This window comes from Micromonospora sp. NPDC049282, assembly GCF_043197045.1.
Lineage (GTDB): Bacteria > Actinomycetota > Actinomycetes > Mycobacteriales > Micromonosporaceae > Micromonospora.
Genome location: NZ_JBICSL010000002.1, coordinates 462,066 through 486,855, shown reverse-complemented (window position 1 = coordinate 486,855; position 24,790 = coordinate 462,066). Strand labels below are relative to the sequence as shown.

General features: G+C 74.5%; 20 protein-coding genes. 6 read left to right on the top strand and 14 right to left on the bottom strand.

Going from position 1 to position 24,790, the window contains the following annotated elements; genetic code table 11:
• The first annotated feature begins 39 nt into the window (after positions 1 to 39).
• From ACGFI2_RS06050 to ACGFI2_RS06040, 3 genes are all read left to right on the top strand, one after another.
• Positions 40 to 3,870 (top strand): collagen-binding domain-containing protein, encoded by a 3,831-nt coding sequence (locus tag ACGFI2_RS06050; protein ID WP_393511363.1) that lies wholly within the window; start codon positions 40 to 42, stop codon positions 3,868 to 3,870.
• A 400-nt stretch (positions 3,871 to 4,270) separates the two neighbouring features.
• Positions 4,271 to 5,500 (top strand): epoxide hydrolase family protein, encoded by a 1,230-nt coding sequence (locus tag ACGFI2_RS06045; RefSeq protein ID WP_393511360.1) that lies wholly within the window; start codon positions 4,271 to 4,273, stop codon positions 5,498 to 5,500.
• A gap of 97 nt (positions 5,501 to 5,597) precedes the next feature.
• Complete coding sequence (locus tag ACGFI2_RS06040; RefSeq protein ID WP_393511357.1) at positions 5,598 to 5,792, top strand: hypothetical protein; 195 nt, start codon at positions 5,598 to 5,600, stop codon at positions 5,790 to 5,792.
• A gap of 43 nt (positions 5,793 to 5,835) precedes the next feature.
• On the opposite strand, the gene ACGFI2_RS06035 is transcribed toward ACGFI2_RS06040, so the two are convergent.
• Positions 5,836 to 6,726: an SGNH/GDSL hydrolase family protein gene (locus ACGFI2_RS06035; RefSeq protein WP_393511354.1), complete on the bottom strand. Its 891-nt coding sequence runs from the start codon at positions 6,724 to 6,726 to the stop codon at positions 5,836 to 5,838.
• Between the two features lie 304 nt (positions 6,727 to 7,030).
• On the opposite strand from ACGFI2_RS06035, the gene ACGFI2_RS06030 reads away from it, so the two are divergent.
• Positions 7,031 to 7,327 carry a hypothetical protein gene (locus tag ACGFI2_RS06030; protein WP_393511351.1) on the top strand — a complete coding sequence of 99 codons (297 nt, stop codon included), beginning with the start codon at positions 7,031 to 7,033 and terminating at the stop codon, positions 7,325 to 7,327.
• A gap of 248 nt (positions 7,328 to 7,575) precedes the next feature.
• On the top strand, positions 7,576 to 8,628 hold the full coding sequence (locus tag ACGFI2_RS06025) for a hypothetical protein (protein ID WP_393511348.1): 1,053 nt from the start codon (positions 7,576 to 7,578) through the stop codon (positions 8,626 to 8,628).
• Between the two features lie 55 nt (positions 8,629 to 8,683).
• Here the strand turns inward: ACGFI2_RS06025 and ACGFI2_RS06020 are convergent, their stop codons facing one another.
• From ACGFI2_RS06020 to ACGFI2_RS05960, 13 genes are all read right to left on the bottom strand, one after another.
• A complete protein-coding gene (locus tag ACGFI2_RS06020) occupies positions 8,684 to 10,501 on the bottom strand; it encodes a BTAD domain-containing putative transcriptional regulator (RefSeq protein WP_393511345.1) in 1,818 nt (605 codons plus the stop codon).
• Between the two features lie 100 nt (positions 10,502 to 10,601).
• Complete coding sequence (locus tag ACGFI2_RS06015; protein ID WP_393511342.1) at positions 10,602 to 11,558, bottom strand: Gfo/Idh/MocA family protein; 957 nt, start codon at positions 11,556 to 11,558, stop codon at positions 10,602 to 10,604.
• The gene (locus ACGFI2_RS06010; protein ID WP_393511339.1) at positions 11,542 to 12,381 is read right to left on the bottom strand and encodes an inositol monophosphatase family protein; all 840 of its coding nucleotides are present in this window, start codon (positions 12,379 to 12,381) and stop codon (positions 11,542 to 11,544) included. Before ACGFI2_RS06010 ends, ACGFI2_RS06015 begins: the two co-directional genes overlap by 17 nt.
• Positions 12,378 to 12,911 carry a flavin reductase family protein gene (locus tag ACGFI2_RS06005; protein WP_393511336.1) on the bottom strand — a complete coding sequence of 178 codons (534 nt, stop codon included), beginning with the start codon at positions 12,909 to 12,911 and terminating at the stop codon, positions 12,378 to 12,380. Before ACGFI2_RS06005 ends, ACGFI2_RS06010 begins: the two co-directional genes overlap by 4 nt.
• A complete protein-coding gene (locus ACGFI2_RS06000; RefSeq protein ID WP_393511333.1) occupies positions 12,911 to 14,410 on the bottom strand; it encodes an amino acid adenylation domain-containing protein in 1,500 nt (499 codons plus the stop codon). Before ACGFI2_RS06000 ends, ACGFI2_RS06005 begins: the two co-directional genes overlap by 1 nt.
• A 31-nt stretch (positions 14,411 to 14,441) precedes the next feature.
• Positions 14,442 to 15,584 (bottom strand): acyl-CoA dehydrogenase family protein, encoded by a 1,143-nt coding sequence (locus ACGFI2_RS05995; protein WP_393511330.1) that lies wholly within the window; start codon positions 15,582 to 15,584, stop codon positions 14,442 to 14,444.
• Positions 15,577 to 16,737, bottom strand: a complete 1,161-nt coding sequence (locus ACGFI2_RS05990; RefSeq protein WP_393511327.1) for an acyl-CoA dehydrogenase family protein — start codon at positions 16,735 to 16,737, stop codon at positions 15,577 to 15,579. The genes ACGFI2_RS05995 and ACGFI2_RS05990 overlap by 8 nt, the downstream gene beginning before the upstream one ends.
• Positions 16,734 to 16,988 carry a phosphopantetheine-binding protein gene (locus ACGFI2_RS05985; RefSeq protein ID WP_393511324.1) on the bottom strand — a complete coding sequence of 85 codons (255 nt, stop codon included), beginning with the start codon at positions 16,986 to 16,988 and terminating at the stop codon, positions 16,734 to 16,736. The genes ACGFI2_RS05990 and ACGFI2_RS05985 overlap by 4 nt, the downstream gene beginning before the upstream one ends.
• Positions 16,989 to 16,992: 4 nt before the next feature.
• Positions 16,993 to 18,240 carry an alanine racemase gene (locus tag ACGFI2_RS05980; RefSeq protein ID WP_393511321.1) on the bottom strand — a complete coding sequence of 416 codons (1,248 nt, stop codon included), beginning with the start codon at positions 18,238 to 18,240 and terminating at the stop codon, positions 16,993 to 16,995.
• Positions 18,233 to 19,732 (bottom strand): class I adenylate-forming enzyme family protein, encoded by a 1,500-nt coding sequence (locus ACGFI2_RS05975; protein WP_393511319.1) that lies wholly within the window; start codon positions 19,730 to 19,732, stop codon positions 18,233 to 18,235. Before ACGFI2_RS05975 ends, ACGFI2_RS05980 begins: the two co-directional genes overlap by 8 nt.
• Entirely contained in the window at positions 19,729 to 20,952 is a 1,224-nt protein-coding gene (locus ACGFI2_RS05970) for an acyl carrier protein (protein WP_393511316.1), read from the bottom strand. Before ACGFI2_RS05970 ends, ACGFI2_RS05975 begins: the two co-directional genes overlap by 4 nt.
• Positions 20,953 to 21,028: 76 nt before the next feature.
• Entirely contained in the window at positions 21,029 to 22,243 is a 1,215-nt protein-coding gene (locus ACGFI2_RS05965; protein WP_393511313.1) for an inositol-3-phosphate synthase, read from the bottom strand.
• A gap of 41 nt (positions 22,244 to 22,284) precedes the next feature.
• Positions 22,285 to 23,559: a DegT/DnrJ/EryC1/StrS family aminotransferase gene (locus ACGFI2_RS05960; RefSeq protein ID WP_393511310.1), complete on the bottom strand. Its 1,275-nt coding sequence runs from the start codon at positions 23,557 to 23,559 to the stop codon at positions 22,285 to 22,287.
• 105 nt (positions 23,560 to 23,664) lie between these two features.
• Between ACGFI2_RS05960 and ACGFI2_RS05955 the strand changes: the two genes are divergently transcribed.
• Positions 23,665 to 24,780: a glycosyltransferase gene (locus ACGFI2_RS05955; RefSeq protein ID WP_393511307.1), complete on the top strand. Its 1,116-nt coding sequence runs from the start codon at positions 23,665 to 23,667 to the stop codon at positions 24,778 to 24,780.
• Positions 24,781 to 24,790 lie beyond the last annotated feature (10 nt).

Here is a 24,790-nt window from a genome sequence, read left to right as displayed (position 1 = left end):
CGGACAAGCGGGGGAATGATGATCAAGGCGTTCAGTGGGATGTGGTGGAGGACCGCCGCCGTCGTGGTGGTCGCGGCGCTCGCCGCGCCGGCCCCGGTCGCGGCGGCAGCCGCCGCGCCGGGCGGCCAACCACCACCACCGCAGTCGGCGCGGGCGATCGGACCGGTCAACCCGGTCGCGCCGGCACAGAGCTTCGGGGTGATGACCGAGGGCAACGCCAGGGTGGTCACCAACGAGAACGACGGCACCATGGCGGTCGGTGGGGACCTCTCCTTCGGCAACTACCAGCTCGCCAACAACACCGCCGGTTCGTTCGTCGTCCCCGGCGACAGCCGGCCGACCGCGCTCGTGGTGGGCGGCCGGGTCGACTTCGCCGGCAGCGTTTCGGGCACCCGGCTCCAGGTGCTGTCCCAGGGGTACGCCAAGGTCGGCAACCTCACCGGCGCGTTCGTCCGGGACACCGACAACAACGGCGCCGCGGTCAACACCCGGATCCTGCCGACGAACAACTACGACGCCTTCCCCCGGGTCGAGCTGACCGTCCGGCAGGCCCCGGCGAACGTCGGGCCCACCTCGCCGATCAACTTCGCCGACACGTTCGCGTCGTTCCGGTCCACCTCGACCGGGCTGGCCGGCTGCGCGAACACCGTGGTGCTCACCGACCCCAACGGCAACGTCCTGCCCCGGCCGATCCCGCCGGGCAGCAACGCCGTGATCACCCTCACCAGCGGGGTCACCAACGTGTTGAACCTCAGCGCCACCGACCTGAACAACATCGACACGCTTACCTTCCGCGACCAGCCCACGGCGACCACCCCGCTGCTGATCAACGTGGACACCACAGGCGTCGGGAACACCTTCGACTGGAACGCGCCGAACTTCTCCGGCATCGGCGGCCAGCAGGCCCCGTACATCCTGATCAACTTCCCGACCGCGACCCGGCTCACGCTCACCGCCGCCGCGCGCACGGTCGAGGGCAGCATCTACGCTCCGAACGCCGACTTCGTCGACCTGTCCGCCAGCAACACCGAGGGCAGCGTGATCACCCGCACCCTCGACCACGAGGGCGGCGAGATCCACTACTTCCCGTTCGGCACCACGCTGACCTGCAACGGCGGCGGCGCGGCCAGCATCGCGGTGGTGAAGTCGTCGACGACCGCGCTGATCGGCTCCGTCGGGCAGCAGGTGCCGTACTCGTTCCGGGTGGTCAACACCGGCGGCGTCGCACTGACCGACATCGCCGTCACCGACGTGCAGACGCCGCCGTCGTCGAACGTCAACCTCGGCCCGATCACCTGCCCGGCGACCGCGCTGGCGCCGGGCGCGTCCACCACCTGCACGGCCACGTACACCGTCACCCAGGCCGACCTCGACCACGGTGGCGTCTCCGACACCGCGACCGTGCGGGGCACGCCGGCCGGCGGTGGCACGCCGGTGGTCTCCGAGCCCAGCGACCTCACCATCCCGGCCGAGATACTCACCCCGTCGATCTCGGTGCAGAAGTCCTCCACCGCCACGACGATCACCTCACCGGGGCAGCAGGTGCCGTACCGGTTCGTGGTGACGAACACCGGTGGGTTGACGCTGTCCGGCGTAAACGTGACCGACGTGCAGACGCCGCCGTCGTCGAACGCGAACCTGGGGCCGATCACCTGCGCGAACACCACGCTCGCGCCGGGCGCGTCCACCAATTGCACGGCCACCTACACGGTCACCCAGGCCGACCTCGACTTCGGCTCGGTGTCGGACACCGCGACCGCGCACGGCACGCCGTCGGGCACCACCACGCCGATCGACTCGGACCCGTCGGACCTGACGATCGGAGCCACGCCGGTCGCCCCCGCGATCACCGTGGTGAAGTCCTCCACGACGACGGTGATCACCGCGCCCGGGCAGCAGGTGCCGTACCGCTTCGTGGTGGTCAACACCGGCGGCGTCACGCTGTCGGGCGTGAACGTGACCGACGTGCAGACGCCGCCGTCGTCGAACGCGAACCTCGGGCCGATCACCTGCGTGGACACCACGCTGGCGCCGGGCGCGTCGACCACCTGCACCGCGACCTACACGGTGTCGCAGGCCGACCTCGACCACGGTTCGCTCGCCGACACGGCGACCGCGCACGGCACCCCGGTCGGCGGTGAGACCCCGATCGACTCGGACCCGTCCGGCCTGACCATCCCGCGCGCCGAGGTGACGGCCGCGATCAGCGTGGACAAGACGTCCACCACGACCGTGATCACCGCGCCCGGGCAGCAGGTGCCGTACCGCTTCGTCGTGGTCAACACCGGCGGGCTCACCCTGTCGGGCGTGAACGTGACCGACGTGCAGACGCCGCCCTCGTCGAACGCGAACCTCGGGCCGATCACCTGCGTGGACACCACGCTGGCGCCGGGCGCGTCGACCACCTGCACGGCCACGTACACGGTCACCCAGGCCGACCTCGACCACGGCTCGCTCGCCGACACGGCCACCGCGCACGGCACCCCGCCGGGCACCACCACGCCGATCGACTCGGACCCGGCGCCGCTCACCGTTCCCGCCGGTGACCCGCTGTCCGACATCGACGTCGTCAAGTCGTCCACCACGGTCGCCATCACCGAGGCCGGCCAGCAGGTCGACTACACCTACCGGGTGGTCAACACCGGTGGCCTCACCCTGACCGGGGTCACCGTGAACGACACCCTGCTGCCGCCGGCCGACCGCGCCAACCAGACCGCCATCACCTGCGGTCCGGACAACGTGCCGAACGGCACCGTCACGCTGGCGCCGGGACAGTCCGTCGAGTGCCGCGCCACCTACACGGTCTCGGCGGCCGACTTCACCCGGGCGTCGCTGCTCGACACGGCGACCGCCACCGGCACCCCGCCCCGCGGACCGGCGCCCGTCTCCGGACCGTCGACGTACGACATCCCGATCCTGCACCCGGGCATCGCGCTCACCAAGAGCGTGACGCCGGAGACGGTGTCCCGGGCGGGTGAGGTGGTGACCTACCGCTACGTCGTCACCGACACCGGCAACACCACGCTCTCCCAGGTCTCCATCGACGAGACCGCGTTCTCCGGCAGCGGGCGGCCGTCGGCGATCACCTGCGCCGACACCACGCTCGCCCCGGGACAGAGCACCATCTGCACCGCCACCTACACGGTGACGGAAGCGGACGTGGCAGCCGGGCGGATCACCAACACGGCGGTCGCGGTCGGCACGCCGCCCACGGTCCCCGGTCAGGAACCACCGGCGCCGGTACGCTCCGGGCCGGCCTCGGCCACGGTGACCGTCACCAGGGGAGCGGCGATCACGCTGGAGAAGTCCGCCGACCCGGCCGAGGTGCACAAGGTCGGCCAGCAGGTGCGGTACCGCTTCCAGGTCACCAACACCGGCTCGGTCCCGCTGACCGGGGTCACCGTGACGGACACGCCGGCGCCGCCGGCCGACCCGGCGAACCTCGGACCGATCACCTGCGGGCCGGACGACACGCCCAACGGTGACGTCACCCTGGCGCCGGGGGAGACCATCACCTGCACGGCGATCTACACCGTGTCCTGGGCGGACGCCGAGCAGCGCTGCATCACCGACACCGCCAGCGCGACCGGAACGCCGCCGTCGGGTCCGGCGCCCGTCTCACCCGAGGACACGCTCTGCGTCCGGGTGAAGATCGAACCCGGACCTGGCCCGCACCCTGGTCCCGGCCCGCACCCCGGTCCCGGCCCGCACCCGGGACCGTGGCCCTGGCACCACGGCAAGCTGCCGGTCACCGGAAGCTCGTTCCTGTTGCCGCTCTCCGCGCTCGGTGGGCTGGTGCTGCTGACCGGCATCACGCTGACCGTGCTGAGCCGGCGCCGCCGGGTCGACCCGGGCCACCGCGCAGCCTGATCGACTCCACCTCGGCGAGGTGGCGGTGTCGGGACGTCCCCGATACCGCCACCTCGGCGTTCTGGTGCGCGGGCCGGTCAGCCCTGCTCGTCTCCGTCGGTGGCCCGCCGCCTCCCGTAGCCGCCACCCCGCAGCGAGAAGTTGGTACCGGACGGCCCTCGGAGGGGCGCATTCGTACCAAGGTCTGCGGTTGTCTCGCAGGACGGGTGATTTCTCTGCTGGTGGGACGGTTGGTGGGGGGAGTGCCGTGGAGCCGACGCCGACGGCCGTTCGGAGCGTGCGGTCGCGGTTCAGGAGCTGCTGGACGGGAAACCGGCGCGCGCGGCGCCGACGTCGACCCGGCTTCCGCGCGTACGTCTTCACGTTCGGCCCCTGATCCCGATCGAGGAGGAGATTCTCCGTGGCCGTCAAGACCATGACGCCGACCCGCGCCACCACCGACATCCGCCCGTTCCGGATCGAGGTGCCCGAGTCGGACCTGCAGGACCTGCGGGCGCGGATCGCGGCGACCCGCTGGCCCGAGCGGGAGACCGTCGACGACCAGTCCCAGGGCGTGCCGCTGGAGACCAGCCGGGCGCTCGCCCGGTACTGGGAGAAGGAGTACGACTGGCGCCGGGTCGAGGCTCGGCTGAACGACCTGCCGAACTTCGTCACCGAGATCGACGGGTTGGACATCCACTTCATCCACGTCCGGTCCCATCACGACGACGCGTTGCCGCTGATCGTCACGCACGGGTGGCCGGGTTCGGTGATCGAACAAATGAAGATCATCAGGCCGCTCACCGACCCGACCTCGCACGGCGGGAGCGCGTCGGACGCCTTCCACCTGGTGATCCCGTCGATGCCCGGCTACGGCTTCTCCGGCCGTCCGGACGCGCCCGGCTGGGACCCGCAGCACATCGCGCGGGCCTGGACCGAGCTGATGCGGCGGCTGGGCTACGACCGGTTCGTGGCGCAGGGCGGCGACTGGGGCGCGCTCATCACCGACATGCTGGGCGTGCAGGCGCCGCCGGAGCTGGCCGGGATCCACACCAACATGCCGTGCGTGGTGCCGCCGGAGATCGACGCGTTGCTGCAGAGCGGCATCACCGGGGTGAACGACCCGCTGGCGGAGCTGCCGGCCGGGCTCTCCGAGGAGGAGCGGGCGGCCTGCGAGCGGATCGACTTCTTCTGGAAGCACTCCGCGTACGCGATCATCATGACCACCCGCCCGGAGACGCTGACCGCGCTCGCCGATTCGCCGGTCGGGCTGGCGTCGTTCATGCTCGACCACGACGCGGCCAGCCTGGACCTGATCCGTGCGGCGTTCGCCGGCCGGCCGGTCGGGCTGAGCCGGGACGACATCCTGGACAACGTGACGCTCTACTGGCTGACCAACACGGGCGTCTCGTCGGCCCGCCTTTACGCGCAGAACGCGCTGTCCTTCTTCGCCGCGAAGGGGGTCCGGGTGCCGGCCGCGGTCAGCCAGTTCCCGGACGAGATCCTGCTGGCGCCGCGGAGCTGGGCCGAGCGGGCGTACCCGAACCTGATCCACTACCGGAAGGTGGAGCGGGGCGGGCACTTCGCCGCCTGGGAGCAGCCGCAGCTGTTCGCGCGGGAGATGCGGGACGCGTTCCGGTCGCTGCGCTGAGACCGGCCCGACCCGGCGGGGGTGCTCCGCCACCCGGCCGGATGCACTTGCGGCCATCGCCGCCCGTCGGACCGGCCGGACGGACTAGAACGGAGGCATGGCGAGCAGACGGACCATCTACGGGGACACCGGCGACGGCGGCGTGCAACTCGCCGCCAGCAGCGACCGCGACGCCACCGCCACGTCCAGCCCGTCGTACTGCAAGGATGCCGTGGTCTTCAACACGAAGCAGTGCTGGGGCTTCGTCACCACCACGGCGGCGTTCGCCGACCCGCGGCCCCACCGGCCGTGAGCCGGTCCCGCCACGTGGCGGGACCGGCTCGGGCGGAGCGCTGTCAGCCCAGGTGCGCCCGCAGGGCGTCGGCCATGCCCTGCTCGCCCCGCGCGTTCGGGTGGAACGGCGCGGCCGCGTTCTGCGGCACCAGCCCCTCGACCCAGCGGGTGCCGCTGCCCTTGCACGTGTCGCGGCCGATCGACGGGGTGTAGACGTCGGCGTAGCTGGCGCCGTTCGCCGCCGCGGTGTCGGCCAGCATCGTGTTCAACGCCTTCTCGACGCCCCGCAGGTAGGGCACGTCCTGGTAGGCGATCGGCACCACCGGCCAGCAGCCGTACCCGCTGTCCGGCAGGATCGCCGGGTAGCCGAGCACCACGACCCGCGCGCCCGGCGCGGCCTGCCGGACCGAGCGCAGCACGGAGGTCACCTTCGGCACGGTGGCGGCGATCCGGGCCCGGAGCTGGTCGGTGCCGCCGGCGGTGAACCGGTCCTTGCACGGCGAGCCGAGCGGGCTGCTGACGCTCGCCTGCGCGCAGTCGCTGATGATCCCGGAGAACCCGATGTCGTTGCCGCCGATCTGCACCGTCACCAGCGCCGTGTTCGAGGTGACGGCGTTGAGCTGCGGCGGCACGGTGATGCCGAGCTGGCCGTCACCGCCGTACAGGATGTCGTCGGTGGTGGCCCCGGAGCAGCTCACGTCCGCGAACGACGACGAGCCGGCGGCGGCCGCGACCAGCGACGGGTAGTTGCGGTTGGAGCGCAGGCAGTTCAGGTCGGTCTGGGTGGGGATGAGCGGGCCGGCGGTGTACGAGTCGCCGAGCGCCACGTAGCGCCCGGAGGGCACGGCGGCGTTGGCGGGCGCGACGACGGCGAGCAGCACGCCGGCGGTGGCGGCGGCGAACGCGGTCAGGCGTGCGGCCGTACGCGTCAGCGACAGGCGGGGACGGTTCATTGCGTCCTCCCGGAGCGGGATCATGGGGGTGGTGGTTCCGGAAGTCTGTCCGCGCCTGCGATGCCCGTCAATATAGATGGATCTCATTAAGGGTGGCAGGGGTGTGTGGCGTCCACTTCTGACCGGCGACGGTGGCGTAGCAGGTCCCGCTGTGCGCCCACCCGGCGGCGGTGAGGTGGGCGGGTGGTGATCCACTCCACTCCGCCGAGGTGGCGGGGTCGAGGCGTGTGGGTTGCCGCCACCTCGGCGTAGTGGAGTCGATCAAGGCAGCCGGAACCAACGTCGCCACGCCGACGGCCGGCTGTTGGCCCACCGCCGGGTGCCCACCCACGCCGAGCAGGGCGCGTCGCAGGCGCTGGCCCTCGCCGGCGACCTGGTCGGCGAGGTCGGCGGCCCGCTCGCCGCGGCCGGGGTGGCCTCGCCCGGCGTGGTCCGCCCGGACGGCATCGACCTGGCGCCCAACGTGCCCGGCTGGGAGCGGCTGCGCCTGACCGAGGCGCTGCCGCACCCGCCCGACGTGGTGCGGTCCGGCTTCGCCGACGACGCGGCGTTGTACGGCGCGCTGGCCGTGGCGCGGGACACGGTGCCCGCGTCGCTGTAGCCTACGTCACATTTTTCGGCGCCTGTGGTGCCCGGCGCCGCACCCGCGATCCGTTGCCGCGCAACGGATCCCACCAGGTGGAGCGCGGTCCCGGGGCGGGTGCGCGGGCCGTCCGGGCACGCACCGGAACGGCGTGGGCACGGATGGTGAAGACCGACCAGATGTCGGCGATCGTGGGTTTGCAGCCGTCATTACGCTGCGGGGTGGTTGATCGCCGGAACCACGGACGACAGGTGGAAGAACCTCAGATGAGTGACAATCACCCTCCCTACGGAGGCTATCCGGACCCGAACGCCGGAGCGTGGGGCAACCAGCCCGACCCCAACGCCCCGTACGGCCAGCAGCCGGCCTCCGGCGCGCCCTACGGCGCCCAGCCCGGTTCGGGCGCGCCGTACGGTCAGCAGCCCGCGTCCGGCGCGCCCTACGGCACCCCACCGGCCTCCGGCGCCCCGTACGGCCCGCAGTCCGGTGCCCCGTACGGCGCGCAGCCCGGGCCCGAGGCGCCGTACGGCGCGCAGCCCGGGGCGCCGTACCCGGGTCAGCCCGGCTACCCCGGGCAGCCGGCGCCGTTCGCGGCGGCCCCGCCGCCCGGCGGCCGGTCGAAGAAGGGGCTGATCGTGGGCCTCGCCGCCGGTGCGGTGACGTTGACGCTGCTCTGCTGCGGCGGCGGGCTCGCCTACGTCGCGTTCGGCGGGGACGACAAGGACGACCCGACGCCGGTGGCGTCCGGCAGCGCGACTCCCGGTCCGACCGCGACTCCCTCGCAGGCCGGGCCGGAGACGACCGGGCCGGACGAGCCGACAAACAACGACGCGACGACCGCCCGCTACGCCAGCGAGCTGTCCGCGGTCTGCGAGGGTGGCTCGATCCTCAACGCGGCCCCGTACACCGGGCCGTCGAGCGCGAAGGCGTACGTCTTCTCGAACGCACCGGACCGGCCGACGTTCTGGTCGCAGAAGTCGTTCAGCTCGGAGAAGCGCTACTACGCCAAGTCGGCGGACTTCGCCACCGCGTCGGTGGTCGGCTGCCTCAAGGTGGTCGACGGCAGCGAGGGCGCGCCGAAGAAGTGCCAGTACAAGGCGAGTGACGGCAAGGCCGTCACGGTCGACTACATCTCCTCGCGCTACACGCTGACGTTCCACGCGGCGAAGACCGGCGAGAAGATCGGCGACGGCGGCACCGTGACCGCGCCGGCCGCCCGCTGCCCGAGCTTCATCTCCTACAACAAGGTGACGATGAAGTCGTACGCGGCCCCGGACAGCGGCACCATCGAGGCGGCGCTGGACCGGTTCCTGAAGTAGCGAGCGTCAGGAGGGGGCCCCGCTCATGCGGAATGCGTCAAGCGGGGCCCCCTCCTTACGGGCACTCGTTCGCGAAGATCCGCAGCAGCTCCGGCAGGTGGAAGCGTTGGCCGAGGCCGTCGGAGTCGACCGGCAGCAGCATGTTGTGCTGGACCAGGTGCTCGACCAGCCGGTTGGCCTGCGGCCGGGGCAGGCGCAGGATCTCCACCGCGCTGGTCGCGGTGATCAGTGAGTCGGCGGCGGCCAGCTCGCGCAGCGCCTGGCGGGCGTCGACGTCCAGCCCTCGGTAGCTGACCGAGAACGTGTGCCGGACCGAGATGTCCCCGACGGCCAGCTCGGCGAGCCGGTTCTCCTCGATCTCCAGGTGCTCGGCGAAGCCGGGCAGCGCGCCGTCCGACTGGGTGACCAGCCGACTGCCGACGATCCGCAGGGCCAGCGGCAACTGGTCGCACGCGTCGGCGATCCGGCCGAACACCTCCGGCTGCTCGCGGACCCGGGCCTCGCCGGCGATCGTCGCCAGCAGCTCCACCGCCTCGTCCCGGTCCAGCGCGCCCAGCGTCAGCCGCCAGCCGACGTCCAGGTCCAGCAGGCGCTGCCGGCTGTTGACCAGCACCAGGCTGCGGCCGGCGCCCGGCAGCAACGGGCGTACCTGCTGCGCGCACTCGACGTCGTCGATGATGAGCAGCAGCCGCCGGCCGGCGAGCGCGCACCGCAGCACGGCGGCCCGCTCCCGGATGTCCTCGGACACGTCGGTCAGCGGCACCCCCAGCTCGACCAGCAGTTCCCGGATCAGCTCCCCGCTGCCGCGCGCCGGCTCGTCACCGCTGTCGAAGCTGACGAAGAGCTGACCGTCGGGGAAGAGGTCCGCCAGGTCGTAGCCGCTGGTCACCGAGAAGGAGGACTTGCCGACGCCGGGCGCGCCGGAGACCAGCACGACGGCGGCGTGCTCGTCCGCGCCGGTCGAGTCGGCGATCCCCTCGGCGATGGCCCGGAGCTGGCCGGCGGTGGTGTCCCGGCCGATCAGGGACGGCGGTTTCATCGGCAGCGCCTGCCGGCCGGCCGGCGGCGCCCCGGAACCGGCGCCGGCCGGCGCGGCCGACGGGCCGGACGGTGGACGGGCCTCGGCCGAGTCCGCGTCCAGCGCGGTCTGCAGGGCGCCCTGGAGGGTGGGGCCGGGATCGACGCCCAGCTCGTCCACGATGCCGCGGCGGGCCTGCTGGTAGACGGTCAGCGCCTCGGCGACGCGACCCTCCTGCGTCAGCGCGGTCACCAGCTGCGCCTGCCGGCGCTCGTCCAGCGGCTCCTCGGCCACCAGCCGGCGCAGCGAGGGGATGACCCGGGCCGGCTGGCCCAGGCGCAGGCGCAGGTCGGTCAGCTCGGTGGTCATCTCCCGGTGCTGCTCCCGCAGCGCCGTGACCGCCGGGCCCAGCTCGGTGCCGAGATCCGGCAGGTCCTCCAGCGGGTGGCCCTGCCACAGCTCGTCCGCCCGGTCGAACAGGTCGGCGGCGGCGTCCGGCCGGTCCTCCCGCGCGGCCCGACGCGCGTCCCCGGCGAGGCGCCGGAACCGGAGCAGGTCCAGCTCGTGCTCGTCGACGCGCAGGTGGTAGCCGGTGCCGTCGTGGACCAGCCGGTCGGCCGAGTCGCCGCCGCGGTCCAGCACCTGCCGCAGCCGGTGCACGTACGTCCGCAGGTTGCGCACCGCCGACGCGGGCGGCGCATCGGGCCAGAGGCCGTCGACCAGCCGGGCCGTGGAGACGGTCCGGCCCGCGCTGAGCAGCAGCACGGCGAGCAGGAGGCGCGGTTTGGTGCCGGCCAGCGTGACCGCGTGGTCGTCCGCAGACAGGGTCAGCGGACCGAGAACACTGAACTGCATGGATGTAGTCCCCCGCTCCGCAGTACCGTCCACAGTGTGGTGACGGCTGAATTTCCCACCTGCGGCTAGGGAATAACGCGCCCCCAGATGGTGAAAGGACTCACCGATCGGGCTGTGGTTCGTGACTCTGGGTGATCTGCTCCGTCGCCTGGTGCGCCGCGTCCAGCACGGCGACCGCGTCCGCCACCTGAGCGCCCTCGGAACGGCCGGTGCGGACCAGCCCGGCGAAGTCCTCCGCCTGGCGGGCCAGGGCCGCGTACATGGTGGCGTCGCCGTCCGCCGGGTCGAGGAACATCAGCCGCACGTGGTCCCGGGTGCCGAAGACCTCCACCGCCGCCATGTCCCCGCCCGGATAGTGCCGGCCGAGCGAGACGAGCGCGGTGCCGCCGCCGGAGAGTCCGAGCAACGCCTGCGCGCTGTCCACGTCCCGCCCGCGTACCGCCGGGTCGGTGACGGGCCCGGCCGGCTGCGCGGCGACCCGGGCGACGTCCTGCCCGGTCAGCCACCGGATCTGGTCGAACTCGTGCACCCCCATGTCCACGAAGATCCCGCCGCTGCCGGTGCGGAACGCCGCCGCCGGCGGCTCCCCGTCCCACTGCGACGCGGCCACGAACAGCACCTCGCCGAGGTCGCCGCCGGCGATCCGCTCGCGCAGCCGCCGCAGTTCCGGCACGTACCGGCGCCAGTAGGCGACCTGGAAGCCGATGCCGGCGGCCGCGGCCACCCGGCCGGCCTCCGCCGCCTCGGCCGCGTCCAACCCGGCCGGCTTCTCGCACAGCACCGGCAGCCCCGCCTTCGCGGCGGCCGCGACCAGCGCGCCGTGCCGGCCGGTCGGCGCGGTCACCAGCAGACCGTCCGGCGCGGCCTCCGCGAGCAGGTCCTCCACGCTCGGGTACGCCGCCAGCCCGGCGGCAGTGACCGCCGCCCGCGCGTCCGGCACCGGGTCGACCACGTGGCTGATCCGGACCGTCCGGTTGCCCGCCAGCGCCCGCAGGTGGTGGCGGCCCATCCGCCCCGCACCCACCAGCGCCAGCCGGAACTCATCGCTGCTCGTCATCGTCGTTCCCCTCCTCGTCGGCACGGTCCGTGCCCAGCCAGTTCTCCAGCGCCGCCACCACGGCCGGGGCGCCGGTGGCGAAGACGGTCTGCCCGTCCCGCCGCCACCGGCGGGTCACCCCGCCGCCGGCCTCCACCAGCGCGGTGCCGGCGGCGACGTCCCACTCCGCCGGGTCGAAGCTGACGAACGCGTCCAGCTCCCCGGTGGCCACCGCCGCCAGGTCGCAGACGGTGGAGCCGGAGTTGCGCAGGTCCGCGACGCGCGGCGCGAGGCCGACCAGCGCCTGGTACGCCCGCCGCCGCGGGCCGGGCGCGTTCGGCACCGCGAACGCCACCAACGCGTGCGCCGGCGCGGCGTCGCGGTTGACCGCGACCCGGGAGTCGCCGTCGTGCGCGCCGTCGGCGTCGAGCACCAGGCAGGCGCCGGAGGCCGGTTGCAGGATGGTGGCCGCGACCACCCGGCCGTCGCCGTCGCCCGCGTCGCAGCCCGCCGCCACGGCGATGCTGACCGCGTAGCGGCTCGCCCCGTGGCTGAAGTTCAGCGTGCCGTCGAGCGGGTCGACGATCCAGCGCAGGCCGGAGCAGCCGGCGCTCAGCCCGGACTCCTCGGCCAGCACGGCGTCCTGCGGGCGGTCGCGGGCGAGCAGGTCGAGGATCGCCCGTTCGCTGGCGTGGTCCGCGGTGGTCACCGGATCCTGCGCCGCGCCTCCCTTGTGGACGGTCCGGAAGCCCTGGTGGCGTACCTGGCGGATGGCGTCCGCCCCAGCCCGCGCGGCGCGCAGGCTGAGGTGGCGCAGGTCGCCGGGGGCGCCGCCGATGCTCATCGCGCCACCTCCGCTTCCCGCACGTCGGCGACCTGCGCGTAGTGCCCGTCCACGAAGAGCAGCGGCGGCGTGGACCGCAGCAGGCCGGCGGCGCGGACGGTCCCCATCAGCACGGCGTGGTCACCGGCCGGCTCGGCCGACACCGCCTCGCACCCGAAGTACGCCACCCCGTCGGTCAGCCGCGGGCAGCCGGTCTCCCGCTCCGCGTCGTACGCCACGCCGGCGAAACCCTCCGCGCCGGTGGGCCGGCCCCGGCTGGCGAACCAGGCCGCGTCCTCGCGCTGGTCGTCGGCGAGCACGGTGACCGCGAACCGGCCGCTGCGCCGGACCGCGTCCAACAGCCGGCAGTCCCGCCGCAGGCAGACCAGCAGCATCCGGGGGGACAACGACACGGTGGTGAACGAGTTGACCGTCATGCCGAGCGGCCCGTCCGGTCCGAGCGCCGTCGCCACCGCCACCCCGGTGGCGAACCGCCCCGCCACGGAACGGAACGCCCGCTCCTGCTCGTACGCGTTGCTGATCCCGGTCATCACCGTTCTCCTCTCGTCCCGCCGGTCCCGTCGCCCACCAGGGCGGCGGTCCGGCGTCGGTCGGTCTTGCCGTTGCCGTTGGTGGGCAGCGCGGCCACGTGGTGGATCCGGGCCGGCACCATGTAGCCGGGCAGCCGGTCCGCGCAGCGGCCGGACAGCTCGGCGGCGATCCCGGCGGCGCCGGTGTAGACCGCCTGCAGCGTCACGTCGTCGCCGGCGCCGAGCGCCAGCACCACCGCGTCCTGCACGCCGGGGTGCCCGCGCAGCACCATCTCGACCTCGCCCAGCTCGATCCGGTAGCCGCGCAGCTTCACCTGGTCGTCGAGGCGGCCGTGGTGCACCAGCGTGCCGTGCTCGCGGCGGACCCGGTCGCCGGTGCGGTAGTAGCGCCGGCCGTCGTGCATGACGAACCGGCCCTCGTCGTCGGCCGGGTCGAGGTAGCCGGCGAAGCACTGCGGTCCCCGTACGCACAGCTCGCCGTCGTCGCCGCCGGTGGCGCCGTCCTCGCCACGCACGATCGCGTCCAGGTCGTCGTGCACGTCGCCGATCGGCACCGTGCCGTTCGAGGTCGCCGGCCAGTCCGCCGGCGTCGCCGGCAGCCGGTGCGCGGTGCAGGTCACGGTCAGCTCGGTGGGGCCGTAGAGGTTCTCCACCACGCTGCCCGGCGCCGCCGCCGCCCACGCCCGCGCCTGCTCGAAGGTGAGCTGCTCGCCGGCGAAGAGGCTGTGCCGCAGGCCGGGCATGGCGCCGGGGGAGAGCATCCGCATCCGCCGGGCCAGCGACACCACCGAGGGCACCGAGAACCAGTGGGTGATCCGCCGCTCGTTGACGAACCGCACCGGCGTGAGCACCTCGTCCGGCTGCGGCACCACGAGCGTGGCGCCGCCGCCCCAGGCGACGAACATGTCGAACACCGACGGGTCGAAGGTCAGGTCGAAGGTCTGCGACAGGCGGTCTCCCGGGCCGACCCGGTAGCCGGAGAGGCAGTGCGCCAGATAGGCGTCGACGTTGCGGTGCCGGATCGGCACGCCCTTGGGCCGGCCGGTCGACCCGGACGTGAAGAGCAGGTACGCCACGTCGTCCGGGCGCACCGCCGGCTCCGGCGCCGCGGCGTCCGGCGGTCCGTCGAGCCGTACCGTGGCGGCGTCGCCCGCGACGTCGGCGGCCACCGCCGCGCCGGCGGCGTCGACGACCAGGGCGTCCACCCCGGCGTCGCGGCACAGCCGGGCGTTGCGGGCCGCCGGGAAGGCCGGGTTGAGCGGCACCACGACCGCGCCGGCCCGCAGCGCGGCGAGATAACCGGCGTACGCCGGCAGGCTGCGGGCGGCGAGCAGACCGACGGCCCGCGGGCGCCGGCCCACCTCGGCGTGCATCCGCCCGGCGAGACGGCCGGCGATCTCGTGCAGCCGGCGGTAGGTCACCGACTCCCCGCCGACCTCCAGCGCGACCGCGTCGGGCACACGCTCCACGCTTCGCTGGAACCACTGGTAGAGACTCACGACGTTGCTCCCTTCCCTGCTGTTCGTGCGGTCAGATCCCGTCGCCGACCAGTTCGTCGGCGTGGTCGGCGATGCCGGCCAGCATCGCGCCGGTGGCGCCGCCGGCGATGCCGAACATGGCGGCCTCGCTGCGCAGGTGCGCCTCACCGCCGTCGCGGAACGCGTCCGCGCCGCGCAGGCGTACCGCCTCGGCGGCGACCCGGTCCACCGTCTCGGCGGCGGCGACCTTGAGCACCATGCCGGCGACCGTGGACGGAACCGGGTCCGTCGAGGCCAGCAGCGGCGCGCACAGCGCGTCGAGCTGGCGTACGGCCACCAGGCAGCGGGCGTACCGTTCCCGGATCGCCGGACGGTCCCACAGCGTGCCCTCGGCGGCCGGTCGCCGCCGCAGCCAGTCGCGCAGGCCGGCCAGCAGCCGGTGGCACATCGCCCGCGCCCACAACGCGCCGGCCAGCCGCTCGACGCCGGCCTGCCGGGCGAACCCGGCCAGCGCCCGGCCGGGGCGGCCCACCACGGCGTCCGGGTCGAGCGCGACGCCGTCGAAGCGCAGGTGCCCCACGCCGGAGCCGGTGAAGGCCCGGCCGGCGGAGGCGGCCGTCACGCCCGGCGCGGTCGCCGGCGCGAGCAGCCAGCAGAAGCTGGTGAAGTGCCGGGCCTCGCGGTGCCGGGCCAGCACCAACGCCGCGTCGCAGGTCGTCGCGTTGGTGATCCAGGTCTTCGCGCCGTCCAGGGTGGCCGTGCCCTCGCCCAGCTTCACCCGGGTGGTGGCGTCGAGCAGGTCCGAGCCGGACCCGGCCGCGTCGGTGACGGCCAGCGCCACCACCGTCTCGCCGCGCAGCATGCCGTGACGCGCGCGTTCCGCCGGCCCGCCCGCGCCGGCCAGCAGCGGCAGCACGGTGGCGACCTGCACGCAGACCGACAGCGTCACGCCCAGCGGGCAGCGGGCGTCCAGTTCGGTGAGCAGCGCCGACAGCCGGCCCGGGTCCGGCTGGTCGCCGTTCGGGTAGAGGGCCGCGGTGACGCCGCCGGCGCCCAGCGCGCGCCACACGGCACGCGGGTCGGTGGGGTCCACACCGGACAGGGCCGCACGCACCTCGGCGCGGTCCCCGCCCGGCGCGGTGCCGTCCTCCGGCGCCGCCGGCGTGGGCGTCGGCGGCGGCGTCGACTCAGGCAAGACGCACCCCCGGGTCGCGCAGCGACAGCGCCCCGTTCGCCAGTCGCAGCCGGTCGTTGGCGTAGTTCAGCGACGCCGAGCGCAGGTCCCGGAAGGTGCGCTCCAGCGCCAGCGGCGAGTCGGTCAGGTAGCCGTGGCGCAGGCCGGCCAGCTCGACCAGCTCGTGCGCGGCGGCGAACGACTCCTCCGCCGCCCGAATCTTCAGCGTGTTGAGCAGCAACTGCACCGGCGTCGCGGACATGTCCGGCGCGTCGTCGACCACCGAGACGGTGTGTCGCAGCAGCGCGTGCGCCGCGTCCAGCCGGGTACGGATCCCGGCCAGCCGCAACAGCACCAGCTCCGACGACGGGGCGAACTGTCGCCGTCCCGCCTCGCTGCGCGCGTGCCGCAGCACCCGCCCGTACGCCCCGGCCGCCGCGCCGAGCCAGGCGGCCGCCCAGCCGATGTGCGCCAGCGGCGCGAAGACCGTGGTGGCGATCTCCCGGAACGCGCCGTGCTCGCCGACGACCTGCCACTGCGGCACCGCGCCGCGCAGCCGCATCGGCACGCTGTGGGTGGCCCGCATGCCGAGCGGACGCCACCCGCCGGTCACCTCGACCTCCAACTGGTCCCGGTCGGCGTAGACCAGGTCCACCTGCGTCGCCGACCCGGCGTCCGGGGCCCGGGTGGTGATGAGGAACGCGTCCGCGTACGGGCCGCCGGTGACGATCGGCGCGGCCCGGTCGATGCCGAGCATCTCGCCGTCGTGCGTCAGCGCCGACTCGGCGGTCAGCAGGTGCCCGCCCTTGCCGGCCTCGGTGGTGACCGAGCCGAGATACCGCTCACCCCGGGCCACCGCCGGCAGCACCTCGGCCCGCAGCTTCTCCCCGCCGTGCGAGGTGATCGCGGCGACCTGCTGGCAGTGCATGGCGAAGACCATCGCCACCGACATGTCCACCCGGCCCAGCGCCAGCGTGACGTCGACCAGATCGGTAAGCGTGCCGTCGGCGCCGCCCTCGGCGGCCGGGACGAGCAGCCCCAGCAGCCCGGTGCGCCGCATCGCGGCAAGCGCCTCGGTGGGGAAGGTGGCGGTCTCGTCGGCCTGGCGGGCGTGCGTCGCCGCCACCTCGGCCACGGTCTCGACGGCCGGGGCGTACCCGGCGCCGGCGGTCATCGGGGACCACCGCCGACCGGGGTGCGCAGGTCCTCGACCACGCCCCACAGCCCGCCGGCGGTGGCGAACGTGGAGTCCACCAGCTTGTCGTCGGGCACGGCCACTCCGAACGTCTCCTCGATGGCGAAGAGCAGCTCGATCTCGCGCATCGAGTCCAGGCCGAGGTCGCGCAGGCGCGACTCCTCGGTGATCTCGTCGGCGCCGACGAACTTGAGGAACGGCCGGAGCAGCTCGGTGAATTCGGCGTTCATGACGTCACCTCTCATCTCGTGGTTCTTCGTCGGCGTCCGGCAGGTCGGCCGGGAGCCGGGTCAGGGTCAGCCGGGACGTCTCGACGACCCGGTCGCCGTCGCAGATCACCTCGACCGGGGCCGGGTGGCCGAGGAAGGCCAGCAGGCTCGCGGAGAGCCCGTACGCGCCGACGTTCGGCACGGCCAGCACGTCCCCGGGGCGTACGTCGGGCAGGTTCGCGGCGCGGGCCCAGGTGTCCAGCGGCGTGCAGAGCGGTCCGGCCACGATGGCGGCGCTCAGCGGCTCGCCGTCGCGACCGTCGGCCGGGTGCAGGGCGGGCACGAGCGGCGGCAGCCGGCGCAGGCCGGACATCCCGCCCAGGTGGTTGATGCCGGACTCCAGCACCACCACCGGCGTGCCCTGCGACCGCTTGACGTCCAGCACCCGGGTCAGCAGGGTGCCGGCGGTGGCGGTGAGGAACCGCCCCGACTCGAACGCCACGGTCGGCGCGCCGTCGCGCCAGTCGGGGAAGAGCCCGTCCAGCGCCGTGCCGACGCGGTCGGCGAGCCCGGACAGGTCGGCGTTGCCGCCGGGCCGGGCGAACGGCGCGCCGAAGCCGCCGCCCAGGTCGAGCACGTCCAGTTCGACGCCGAGCAGGTCGCGCAGCCGGCGGGCGGTGGTCGCGGCGGTGGTGAACTGCGCGACGAGCGCGTCCACCGAGTCGACGTTGCTGCCGGTGTAGAGGTGGAACCCGCGCACCGGGGCCGACGGTCGGGACGCGAACCGCTCCGGCTCACGCTCGATCCAGTCGACGTCCGCGCCGAACTGCGACGCGACACCGGTCATGGTCAGCCCCTGGCCGGGGTTCGGCATCCGGTCGTTGACCCGCAGCAGGCACCGCAGATCGACGCCGTGGGCGGCGGCGATCCGGTCGGCCTGGTCCAGCCCGACCGGCGAGTCGACGGAGAACCAGCGGACCCCGGCGCGGATCGCGCCGGCCACCTCGGCGTCGCGCTTGCCGGGCCCGGTGTAGAGCATCCGGTCGCCGGGCACACCGGCCCGCAGCGCCGCGGCCAGCTCCCCGGGGGAGCAGATCTCGGCGTCGCAGCCGGCCTGGTGCAGCGCGGCCACCACGGCGGGGTGCGGGTTGGCCTTCAGCGAGTAGTAGAGCCGGTGCGGGGTGGGCAGCGCCGCGCGCAGCGTGGCGTGGTTGGCGCGTACCTCGGCCAGGTCGTAGCGGTAGGCCGGGGTGTCGAAGGGCAGGTCAGCCACGACGCTCACCCGCCAGCCGGGCCAGCGCCCGCCGATCCACCTTGCCGTTGCCGGTCAGCGGGAGGTCCGGCAGCACGACGCAGCGCGCCGGCACCTTCATCTCCTCCAACTGGCCGCGCAGCCGGCGCAGGACGTCGCCGGGCGTCAGCGCGGCCACCACGAACAGCGTCGCGCCGTCGTGGCCGTCGACCGGCGGCAGCACGCCCGCCGCGTCCACGCCGTCGACCCGGTACGCGGCGGCCTCCACCTCGGTGGCGCTGACCCGGGTGCCCTTCTCCTTGTAGACGTCGTCGCGCCGGCCGCCGAAGTGGACGTAGCCGTCGGCGTCGACCAGGCCGTGGTCACCGGTGTGCAGCTGCGGGAAGAGCCCGTGCGCGCGCCGGAAGCGCTTGTCGGTCAGCTCGGGGCGCCGCCAGTAGCCGGCCATCACGTGCGGCCCGCGGACCACCAGCTCGCCGGTGACCCCGGCCGGCTGACGCCGGCCGTCGGCGTCCACGGTGAAGATCTCGGTGCCGGGCAGCGCCCGGCCGCAGGCGCCCGGCCGGCGCAGGTCCTCGTCCGGCGGCATGATCGCCGCGCGCTTGCACTCGGTGAGGCCGAACATCAACTGGACGGTCAGGTCGGGCAGCAGCCGGCGCAGGCCGGCCAGCACCTCCGGCGGCATGGCCGCACCGGTGTTGGTGAGCAGGCGCAGCGGCGGGCGCGGCGCGGTGGGCCGGCCGAGCAGCCGCAACAGGTTGATGGCCAGCGACGGCACGCAGGGCAGCACGGTCGCGCCGGACTCGACCAGGCTCACCAGCAGCCGGCCGCCGGTCTCGGCGGGGTCGCCCAGGTGCAGCCGGGCGCCCGCCACGGTGCTCAGGAAGATCTGGTAGAGGCCGTAGTCGAACGAGCTGGGCAGCACGTCGTGCACCACGTCGTCGGGCCGGTAGCGCAGCTCCGACTGGATCGCCCGGACCGCGAAGGTGACCTGGGCATGGGTGGAGACCACCGCCTTCGGCATGCCGGTGCTGCCGGAGGTGTAGATCAGGCAGACCGGGTCGACCGCGAGCGGGCCGCTCCCGGCCGGCGCGTCGCCGTCGCCGCCGGTCGCCGCCGCGCGGGCCAGGTCGGCGGCGCCGCGTACCGGCACGTGCCGGGCGCGGGCCAGGTCGCCGAGCGCGGCGTCGTCGGTGAGGACCAGGGCCGGTTCCGCGTCGTCCAGCACGTGCGCCAGGGCCACGTCCGGGGCCGGCGTCCGGACCACGACGAAGACCGCGCCGGCGCGGGCGACCGCGTACAGCAGCGCCGGCAGGGCCGCGTCGGTGGGCAGCGCGACAAGCACCCGGTCGCCGCGCCGGACACCGTCGGCACGCAGCCGGCCGGCCAGGCGCACACTGGCGTCCCGGACCTCGCGGTACGTGTGACAGGTGGTCCCGTCGTCGACGGCGGGCGCGTCGGGGCGCGCGGCGGCGGTGGCGTCCAGCAGGTCGGGCAGCAGTTCGGTACTCATCGGGCACCCCCGGCGGCGGCGCCGAACATGGCGCACAGCGAGCCGACGTCGCGCAGGTCGGCGGCGGAGAGCGCGGTCGCCGGGACCTCGACGCCGAGCCGTCGCTCGACCCGGTCGATGATGTCGACCAGCCGGAACGAGTCGAAGCCGGGCAGCTCCCGCAGCACGTCGCTGGTGCGCAGCGCGGATCCGTCCAGGTGCAGGGTGTCGCCGAGCGCGCCGAGCACGGCCGCGCGTACGCCGTCCCCGCCGGCCGGCGCGGCGGCGGCGACCTCCGGCGCGGGCGCTGCGGCGATCGACTCCAGCGCGTCCAGGTGCTCGGCGATCAGCGCGCCGAGCGCGTCCGCCAGCTCCGGCGCGGCGGGCCGACCCGCCTGGGCGCGGCGCAGCGCCACGTAGCTGCGCGCGGAGAGCTGCTGCCAGCGCGGGCCCTGTTCGGCAAGCGTGGCCGCGGCGTCCGGCCGGGCCGCGGCGAGCCACTGCTCGTGCAGGTCGCGGGCGCGGCCGAGCAGCCAGACGTCGAGCACGAAGCGGTGCAGGCCCGCCTCCGTGCCCAGCGCGGCGCCGGTGCGGGCCAGGTAGTCGGCGATCTGCGGGCGGGCCCGGCGGGCCCGGGCGGCGTTGCCGGCGAGCATGGCCGGCACGTCGATCGCCGGCGCCGGGTGCGCCGCCACGGCCAGCGCGTGCGCGCCACCGGCCAGCGCCGTGTCGAAGTCGGCGGTGGGCAGCCGCCACACGCCCGGCCGCGCGGCGCCCCAGGCGGTGTCGTTGTGGTAGCCGTCGACCACGGTCACGTCGTCGGCGGCGTCGGTGACCAGGAAGCTGTGCCGCATGTGCTCGTGCCCGTGGTAGGGGCACCAGGGCAGGTCGTAGGCGTCGGCGGTGACGTAGAGCGGCTGGCCCGGGCCGCACAGCCGGCGGACCTGCGGGCCGTCGAGCTGCATCCACCGGCCTTCGACCCGCAGGCCCAGCAGGTCGACCGCCTCGGCGGCCCGGTCGTCCGAGGTGGCCTCGACGGTGACCAGGCCGTCCCGCTCCCGGGTGCGGAACCCGTACCGGGCGCCGAGGGCGAGGTGGCTGCCGGATCCGTTGGCGTGGTCGGACAGCAGGGCGAAGCTGGTCTGGAGGCAGTCCAGCGCGGTCGCGCGCAGACCGGTCAGGATCGGCGTCCACACCGGGTCCGTGGTCGGCGGGTCGGGTGCGTTCGGGACGTGTGACATGGGGGGCTCCTCGAAGCGGATACACGGGGGCGGGGCCGCCGGCGCGGGACGTCCGCGCCGGCGGCCGGGACGAAGGTCAGCTGCCGGAGGGCGCGTCCAGCCCGCTGGCCCAGCTGGAGAGCGCCTGCGCCTGCTCGGCCAGGGCGTGCTCGTCGGAGCCGATCGGGTCCTTGAAGAAGAACCCCAGCTCCTCGATCGGGCCCACGTGCCCGGCCCGGTGCGCCGCGGCGGTCAGCCGGGCCAGGTCGAGCACGAGCGGGGCGGCCAGCGTGGAGTCGACACCGCTCCAGGTCAGCTGCATGGACATCCGGACGCCGAGGAACCCCTCGAACGAGATGTGGTCCCAGGCGGTCTTGTGGTCGCCGAGGTCCGGCACGTTGTCGATGTGCAGCGGGGCGGTGACGTCCTCACCGAGCAGCGCCGGCAGCACCCCGGACTTGGAGCTCAGCTTGCTCCGGGCGTTGCGCGGGTCCTCCAGCGTGGCGCCGTCGCCGCCGCCGAGCAGGTTGACCCCGGCCCAGGAGAGCACGTGCAGGGCGCGGCAGGTGAACATCGGCGCCAGCGCGGTCCGCAGCAGCGTCTCGCCGGTCTTGCCGTCCGAGCCGGCGAACGGCACCCGCTCGCGCTGCGCCATCATCTCCAGCGCGGGCAGCCGGGCGCCGGTCGACGGGGTGAAGTCGACGAAGCCGCACCCGGCGCGGAACGCCGCGTACGCGACCACCGAGCTGGCCGGCAGCACCCGGTCGTCCGGGTCGGCCAGGCAGCGGGTGAGCGCGTCCAGGTCGTCGTGCTCCGGACGGTGCTCGACCGGCGGCTCGGTCGACGACACGTTGATCACGACGACCCGGGACAGCCCGTGGCGGCTGCGGAACTCCTCGATGTCACAGGCGAGCCGGTCGATCACCTCGGCCAGCGGGCAGGTCTCGGTCCGCGCGTCGTACCCGGTGCGCAGGTCCTGCTCGATCGCGGGCAGGCTGCCCCGCACGGCGGCGAGCACCGGCGCCGGGATGACCCCGGAGTCGACGAGCGACTCGGCCTTCTTCTCCAGCGGCGTGTCGACGATGTCGTGCCCGCCGACGACCATGTCGGCCCAGTCGGCCAGCGGCGCGTCGCGCAGCATGCCGGTGTCGGTGACGCAGCCGGTCGAGTCGGTCATGCCGGCGCGCAGCGCCAGCAGGCCGGTGATCGCGGTGGTGGCGACCGAGCCGCGGGCGCCGTTGAGCCAGATGCCGACGGGTCCGTCGGCCTCGGGGGTCTGGTGGTGCGAGGTCTCACGCTGGGTGACGGTCACGGGATGGTCCCTTCTGGTAAGTGCGCCGGCGGTGGCGCCGATCAGCGGGTGAGCACCTTGGCGACGGCGGCAGCGACGTCGTGCATGTCCTGCTCGGAGCCGAGGAAGGTGCTGTGGTGCGTCTGGACGGTGTGGGCGGCGAGCCATTCGGTCTTCGGGTAGGCCCGGTCGGCGTGGATCGCGGCGAAGCGCTCGGCCAGCGGCGCGAGCAGCGGCTTGGTCCAGGGCTGCAGCAGCCGGCTGCGGTGCAGCGGCTCGTCGGTGCAGTAGAACCGCTTGCCCAGCTCGGCGGTGAGCGCCGCGGCCACGCCGGCGTTGTCCATGCCGGTGGGCAGCTCGTCGAGGACGATCGTGCCCTCGTAGATCGAGATGCGGGTCTGCGCCGGCGCCGGTTGCAGCAGCCGGACGCCGTCGACGTCGGCCAGCAGCTCGGTGAGCAGCCGGTAGTTGTGGTTGCGCACCTCGTGCTGCGCGTCCAGGGTGGTCAGTTGCGCGCACGCCACCGCGGCGGAGAACTCGCCCAGGCAGAAGTTCGCGCCCTGCACACCGGCGCTCTCCTGAAGGTCCAGCTCGCCCGGGGGCGTCCGGTCGTCCCGGTAGCGGCGGGAGTCGGCCCGCAGCTCCTGCAGCACCGGCGCGAGGCGGTCGTCGTCGGTGACCACGGCCCCGCCCTCCCCGCAGGTGAGGACCTTGCCGTGCTGGAAGCTGAAGCAGCCGAGCCGGCCGAACGAGCCGGCCTGGCGGCCCTGCCAGGTGGCGCCGTGGGCCTGCGCGCTGTCCTCCACGATGGAGATGCCGCGCGGCCGGGTGACCGCGTCGAGCGCCGGCACGTCGGCCATGTTCGAGGCCCAGTGCACGGCCACCACGGCCCGCGGGTCGACCGACAGGTCGAGGTCGTCCGGTCCGATGCAGCCGGTGTCGCGGTCCACGTCGACGAGCACCGGCACCAGGCCGGCGCGCAGCGCGGCGGTGGCGGAGGCGGTCCAGGTGAGCGCCGGCACCAGCACGGTCTCGCCGTAGCCGAGGCCGAGCGACTCGAGCGCCACCACCAGGGCGCTGGACCCGTGGTCGACGGGTACGCAGTGGCGGGTGCCGACGTAGCGGGCGAAGTCGGCGGCGAAGCGGCGTTCGAACAGCTCGCCGTCGCCGACGGCGGGGCTGCTGATCGCCCACCGCCCGCCGTGCAGCACGGCGGAGAGGTTGCGGGCGGCGTCCGGTGCGGGGATCGGCCAGCGCGGCCACGGGCGGTCCGGCGGACGGACCGGCCGGCCGCCGTCGACGGCGAGCCGCCGGTCGAGCGGAGTGGAGGTCGTCATGTCTACGACCTTGATGCCCGTCGATACATCGGCGGTACATGCCGGATACCTGGGCCGACCGCCGCCGTGTATCGGCGTTGTATCGCGATGGCCTTTGCTCCATACATGAGCCGATCCGCATCGCCCGTGGGCGAACCGACCGAACCCCGCGCCGTCACGCGCGGCGTCTCCGTCGTCATCCCGGTCAAGGACCGGGTGCCGGAGATGCGCCGCCAGCTCCGCAGCCTGCGCGACGCCGCCCCGAACTGTCCCGAGCCGGTGGAGGTGGTGGTGGTCGACGACTCGGCCCCCGCCGCGGCCGCCGCGCACCGCGCCGCCTGCGCCGAGTACGGCGCCCGCTACGTGCGCGGGCCCCGCCACGTCGGCGCCAAGCGGAACCTGGGCGTCCGGCACGCCCGCCACGACCTGCTGCTCTTCACCGACTCCGACTGCCGGGTGCCGGCCGACCTGATCACCCGGTACGCGGCCCGGCTGCGCGCCAGCGGCGAGGAGGTCGCCGGCGTCACCGGCCCGGTGCTCGTGGAGCCCGGCCGCAGCGCCTTCTTCCGCGTGATGAGCCGCTCCTACCTGCTGCTCGGCGACCTGACCCGGCCGCTGCACTTCGCCCGCGTCTCCTGGGGCGCCGGGGCGAACACCGCGCTCAGGCGCGCCGCCTTCGACGCGGTCGGCGGGTTCCCGGAGGACTCGCCGATGCCGATCGGCGGGGAGGACCTGCACCTCGGACTGCTCCTGACCGACGCCGGATACGTGCTGCTCGCCGAGCCGGACGGGGTGGTCACCCACGACACCGGCGTGGCCGACACGTTCCGCGCGGTGGCCTACCGGTTCACCACGTACGGCCGCTCCGAGCAGTGGCTCTGCCTGGCCCACCCGCACCGGCGCCGGTTCGTGCTGAACACCGCCAGCACGCTCGCCGTCACCGCGCTGGCCGGGCTGCTCACCGCGCGGCGCAGCGGCGGGCGCAGCCTGCTCGCGGTGCCGGCCGTCGCGGCGGCGGTGATCGCCGCGAAGACACCCGGCCGGCTCGGCGGCGACCGCGGACCACGGGCGGTGGCCGAGTCGGTGGCCTGCGCGGCGGTCGAGACGCTCTTCGACGGCGCCGCGTTCGTCACCGCGCTCCGGCTGGGCCGGCCCGACCTGCTCTTCACCGGCTTCCGGGCACCGGACGAGGCCGACTACCAACCGGTCACGCCGTCGCCGGCGCAGCCGGTCGCGGCCTGAGGAGGCGACC

Excerpts from the sequence above, each read along its gene's own strand:
- ACGFI2_RS06050 (WP_393511363.1), top strand. The coding sequence starts at position 40 with ATGTGGTGGAGGACCGCCGCCGTCGTGGTGGTCGCGGCGCTCGCCGCG.
- ACGFI2_RS06040 (WP_393511357.1), top strand. The coding sequence starts at position 5,598 with ATGGCGAGCAGACGGACCATCTACGGGGACACCGGCGACGGCGGCGTG.
- ACGFI2_RS06035 (WP_393511354.1), bottom strand. The coding sequence starts at position 6,726 with ATGAACCGTCCCCGCCTGTCGCTGACGCGTACGGCCGCACGCCTGACC.
- ACGFI2_RS06025 (WP_393511348.1), top strand. The coding sequence starts at position 7,576 with ATGAGTGACAATCACCCTCCCTACGGAGGCTATCCGGACCCGAACGCC.
- ACGFI2_RS06020 (WP_393511345.1), bottom strand. The coding sequence starts at position 10,501 with ATGCAGTTCAGTGTTCTCGGTCCGCTGACCCTGTCTGCGGACGACCAC.
- ACGFI2_RS06015 (WP_393511342.1), bottom strand. The coding sequence starts at position 11,558 with ATGACGAGCAGCGATGAGTTCCGGCTGGCGCTGGTGGGTGCGGGGCGG.
- ACGFI2_RS06010 (WP_393511339.1), bottom strand. The coding sequence starts at position 12,381 with ATGAGCATCGGCGGCGCCCCCGGCGACCTGCGCCACCTCAGCCTGCGC.
- ACGFI2_RS06005 (WP_393511336.1), bottom strand. The coding sequence starts at position 12,911 with ATGACCGGGATCAGCAACGCGTACGAGCAGGAGCGGGCGTTCCGTTCC.
- ACGFI2_RS05990 (WP_393511327.1), bottom strand. The coding sequence starts at position 16,737 with ATGACCGCCGGCGCCGGGTACGCCCCGGCCGTCGAGACCGTGGCCGAG.
- ACGFI2_RS05985 (WP_393511324.1), bottom strand. The coding sequence starts at position 16,988 with ATGAACGCCGAATTCACCGAGCTGCTCCGGCCGTTCCTCAAGTTCGTC.
- ACGFI2_RS05975 (WP_393511319.1), bottom strand. The coding sequence starts at position 19,732 with ATGAGTACCGAACTGCTGCCCGACCTGCTGGACGCCACCGCCGCCGCG.
- ACGFI2_RS05970 (WP_393511316.1), bottom strand. The coding sequence starts at position 20,952 with ATGTCACACGTCCCGAACGCACCCGACCCGCCGACCACGGACCCGGTG.
- ACGFI2_RS05960 (WP_393511310.1), bottom strand. The coding sequence starts at position 23,559 with ATGACGACCTCCACTCCGCTCGACCGGCGGCTCGCCGTCGACGGCGGC.
- ACGFI2_RS05955 (WP_393511307.1), top strand. The coding sequence starts at position 23,665 with ATGAGCCGATCCGCATCGCCCGTGGGCGAACCGACCGAACCCCGCGCC.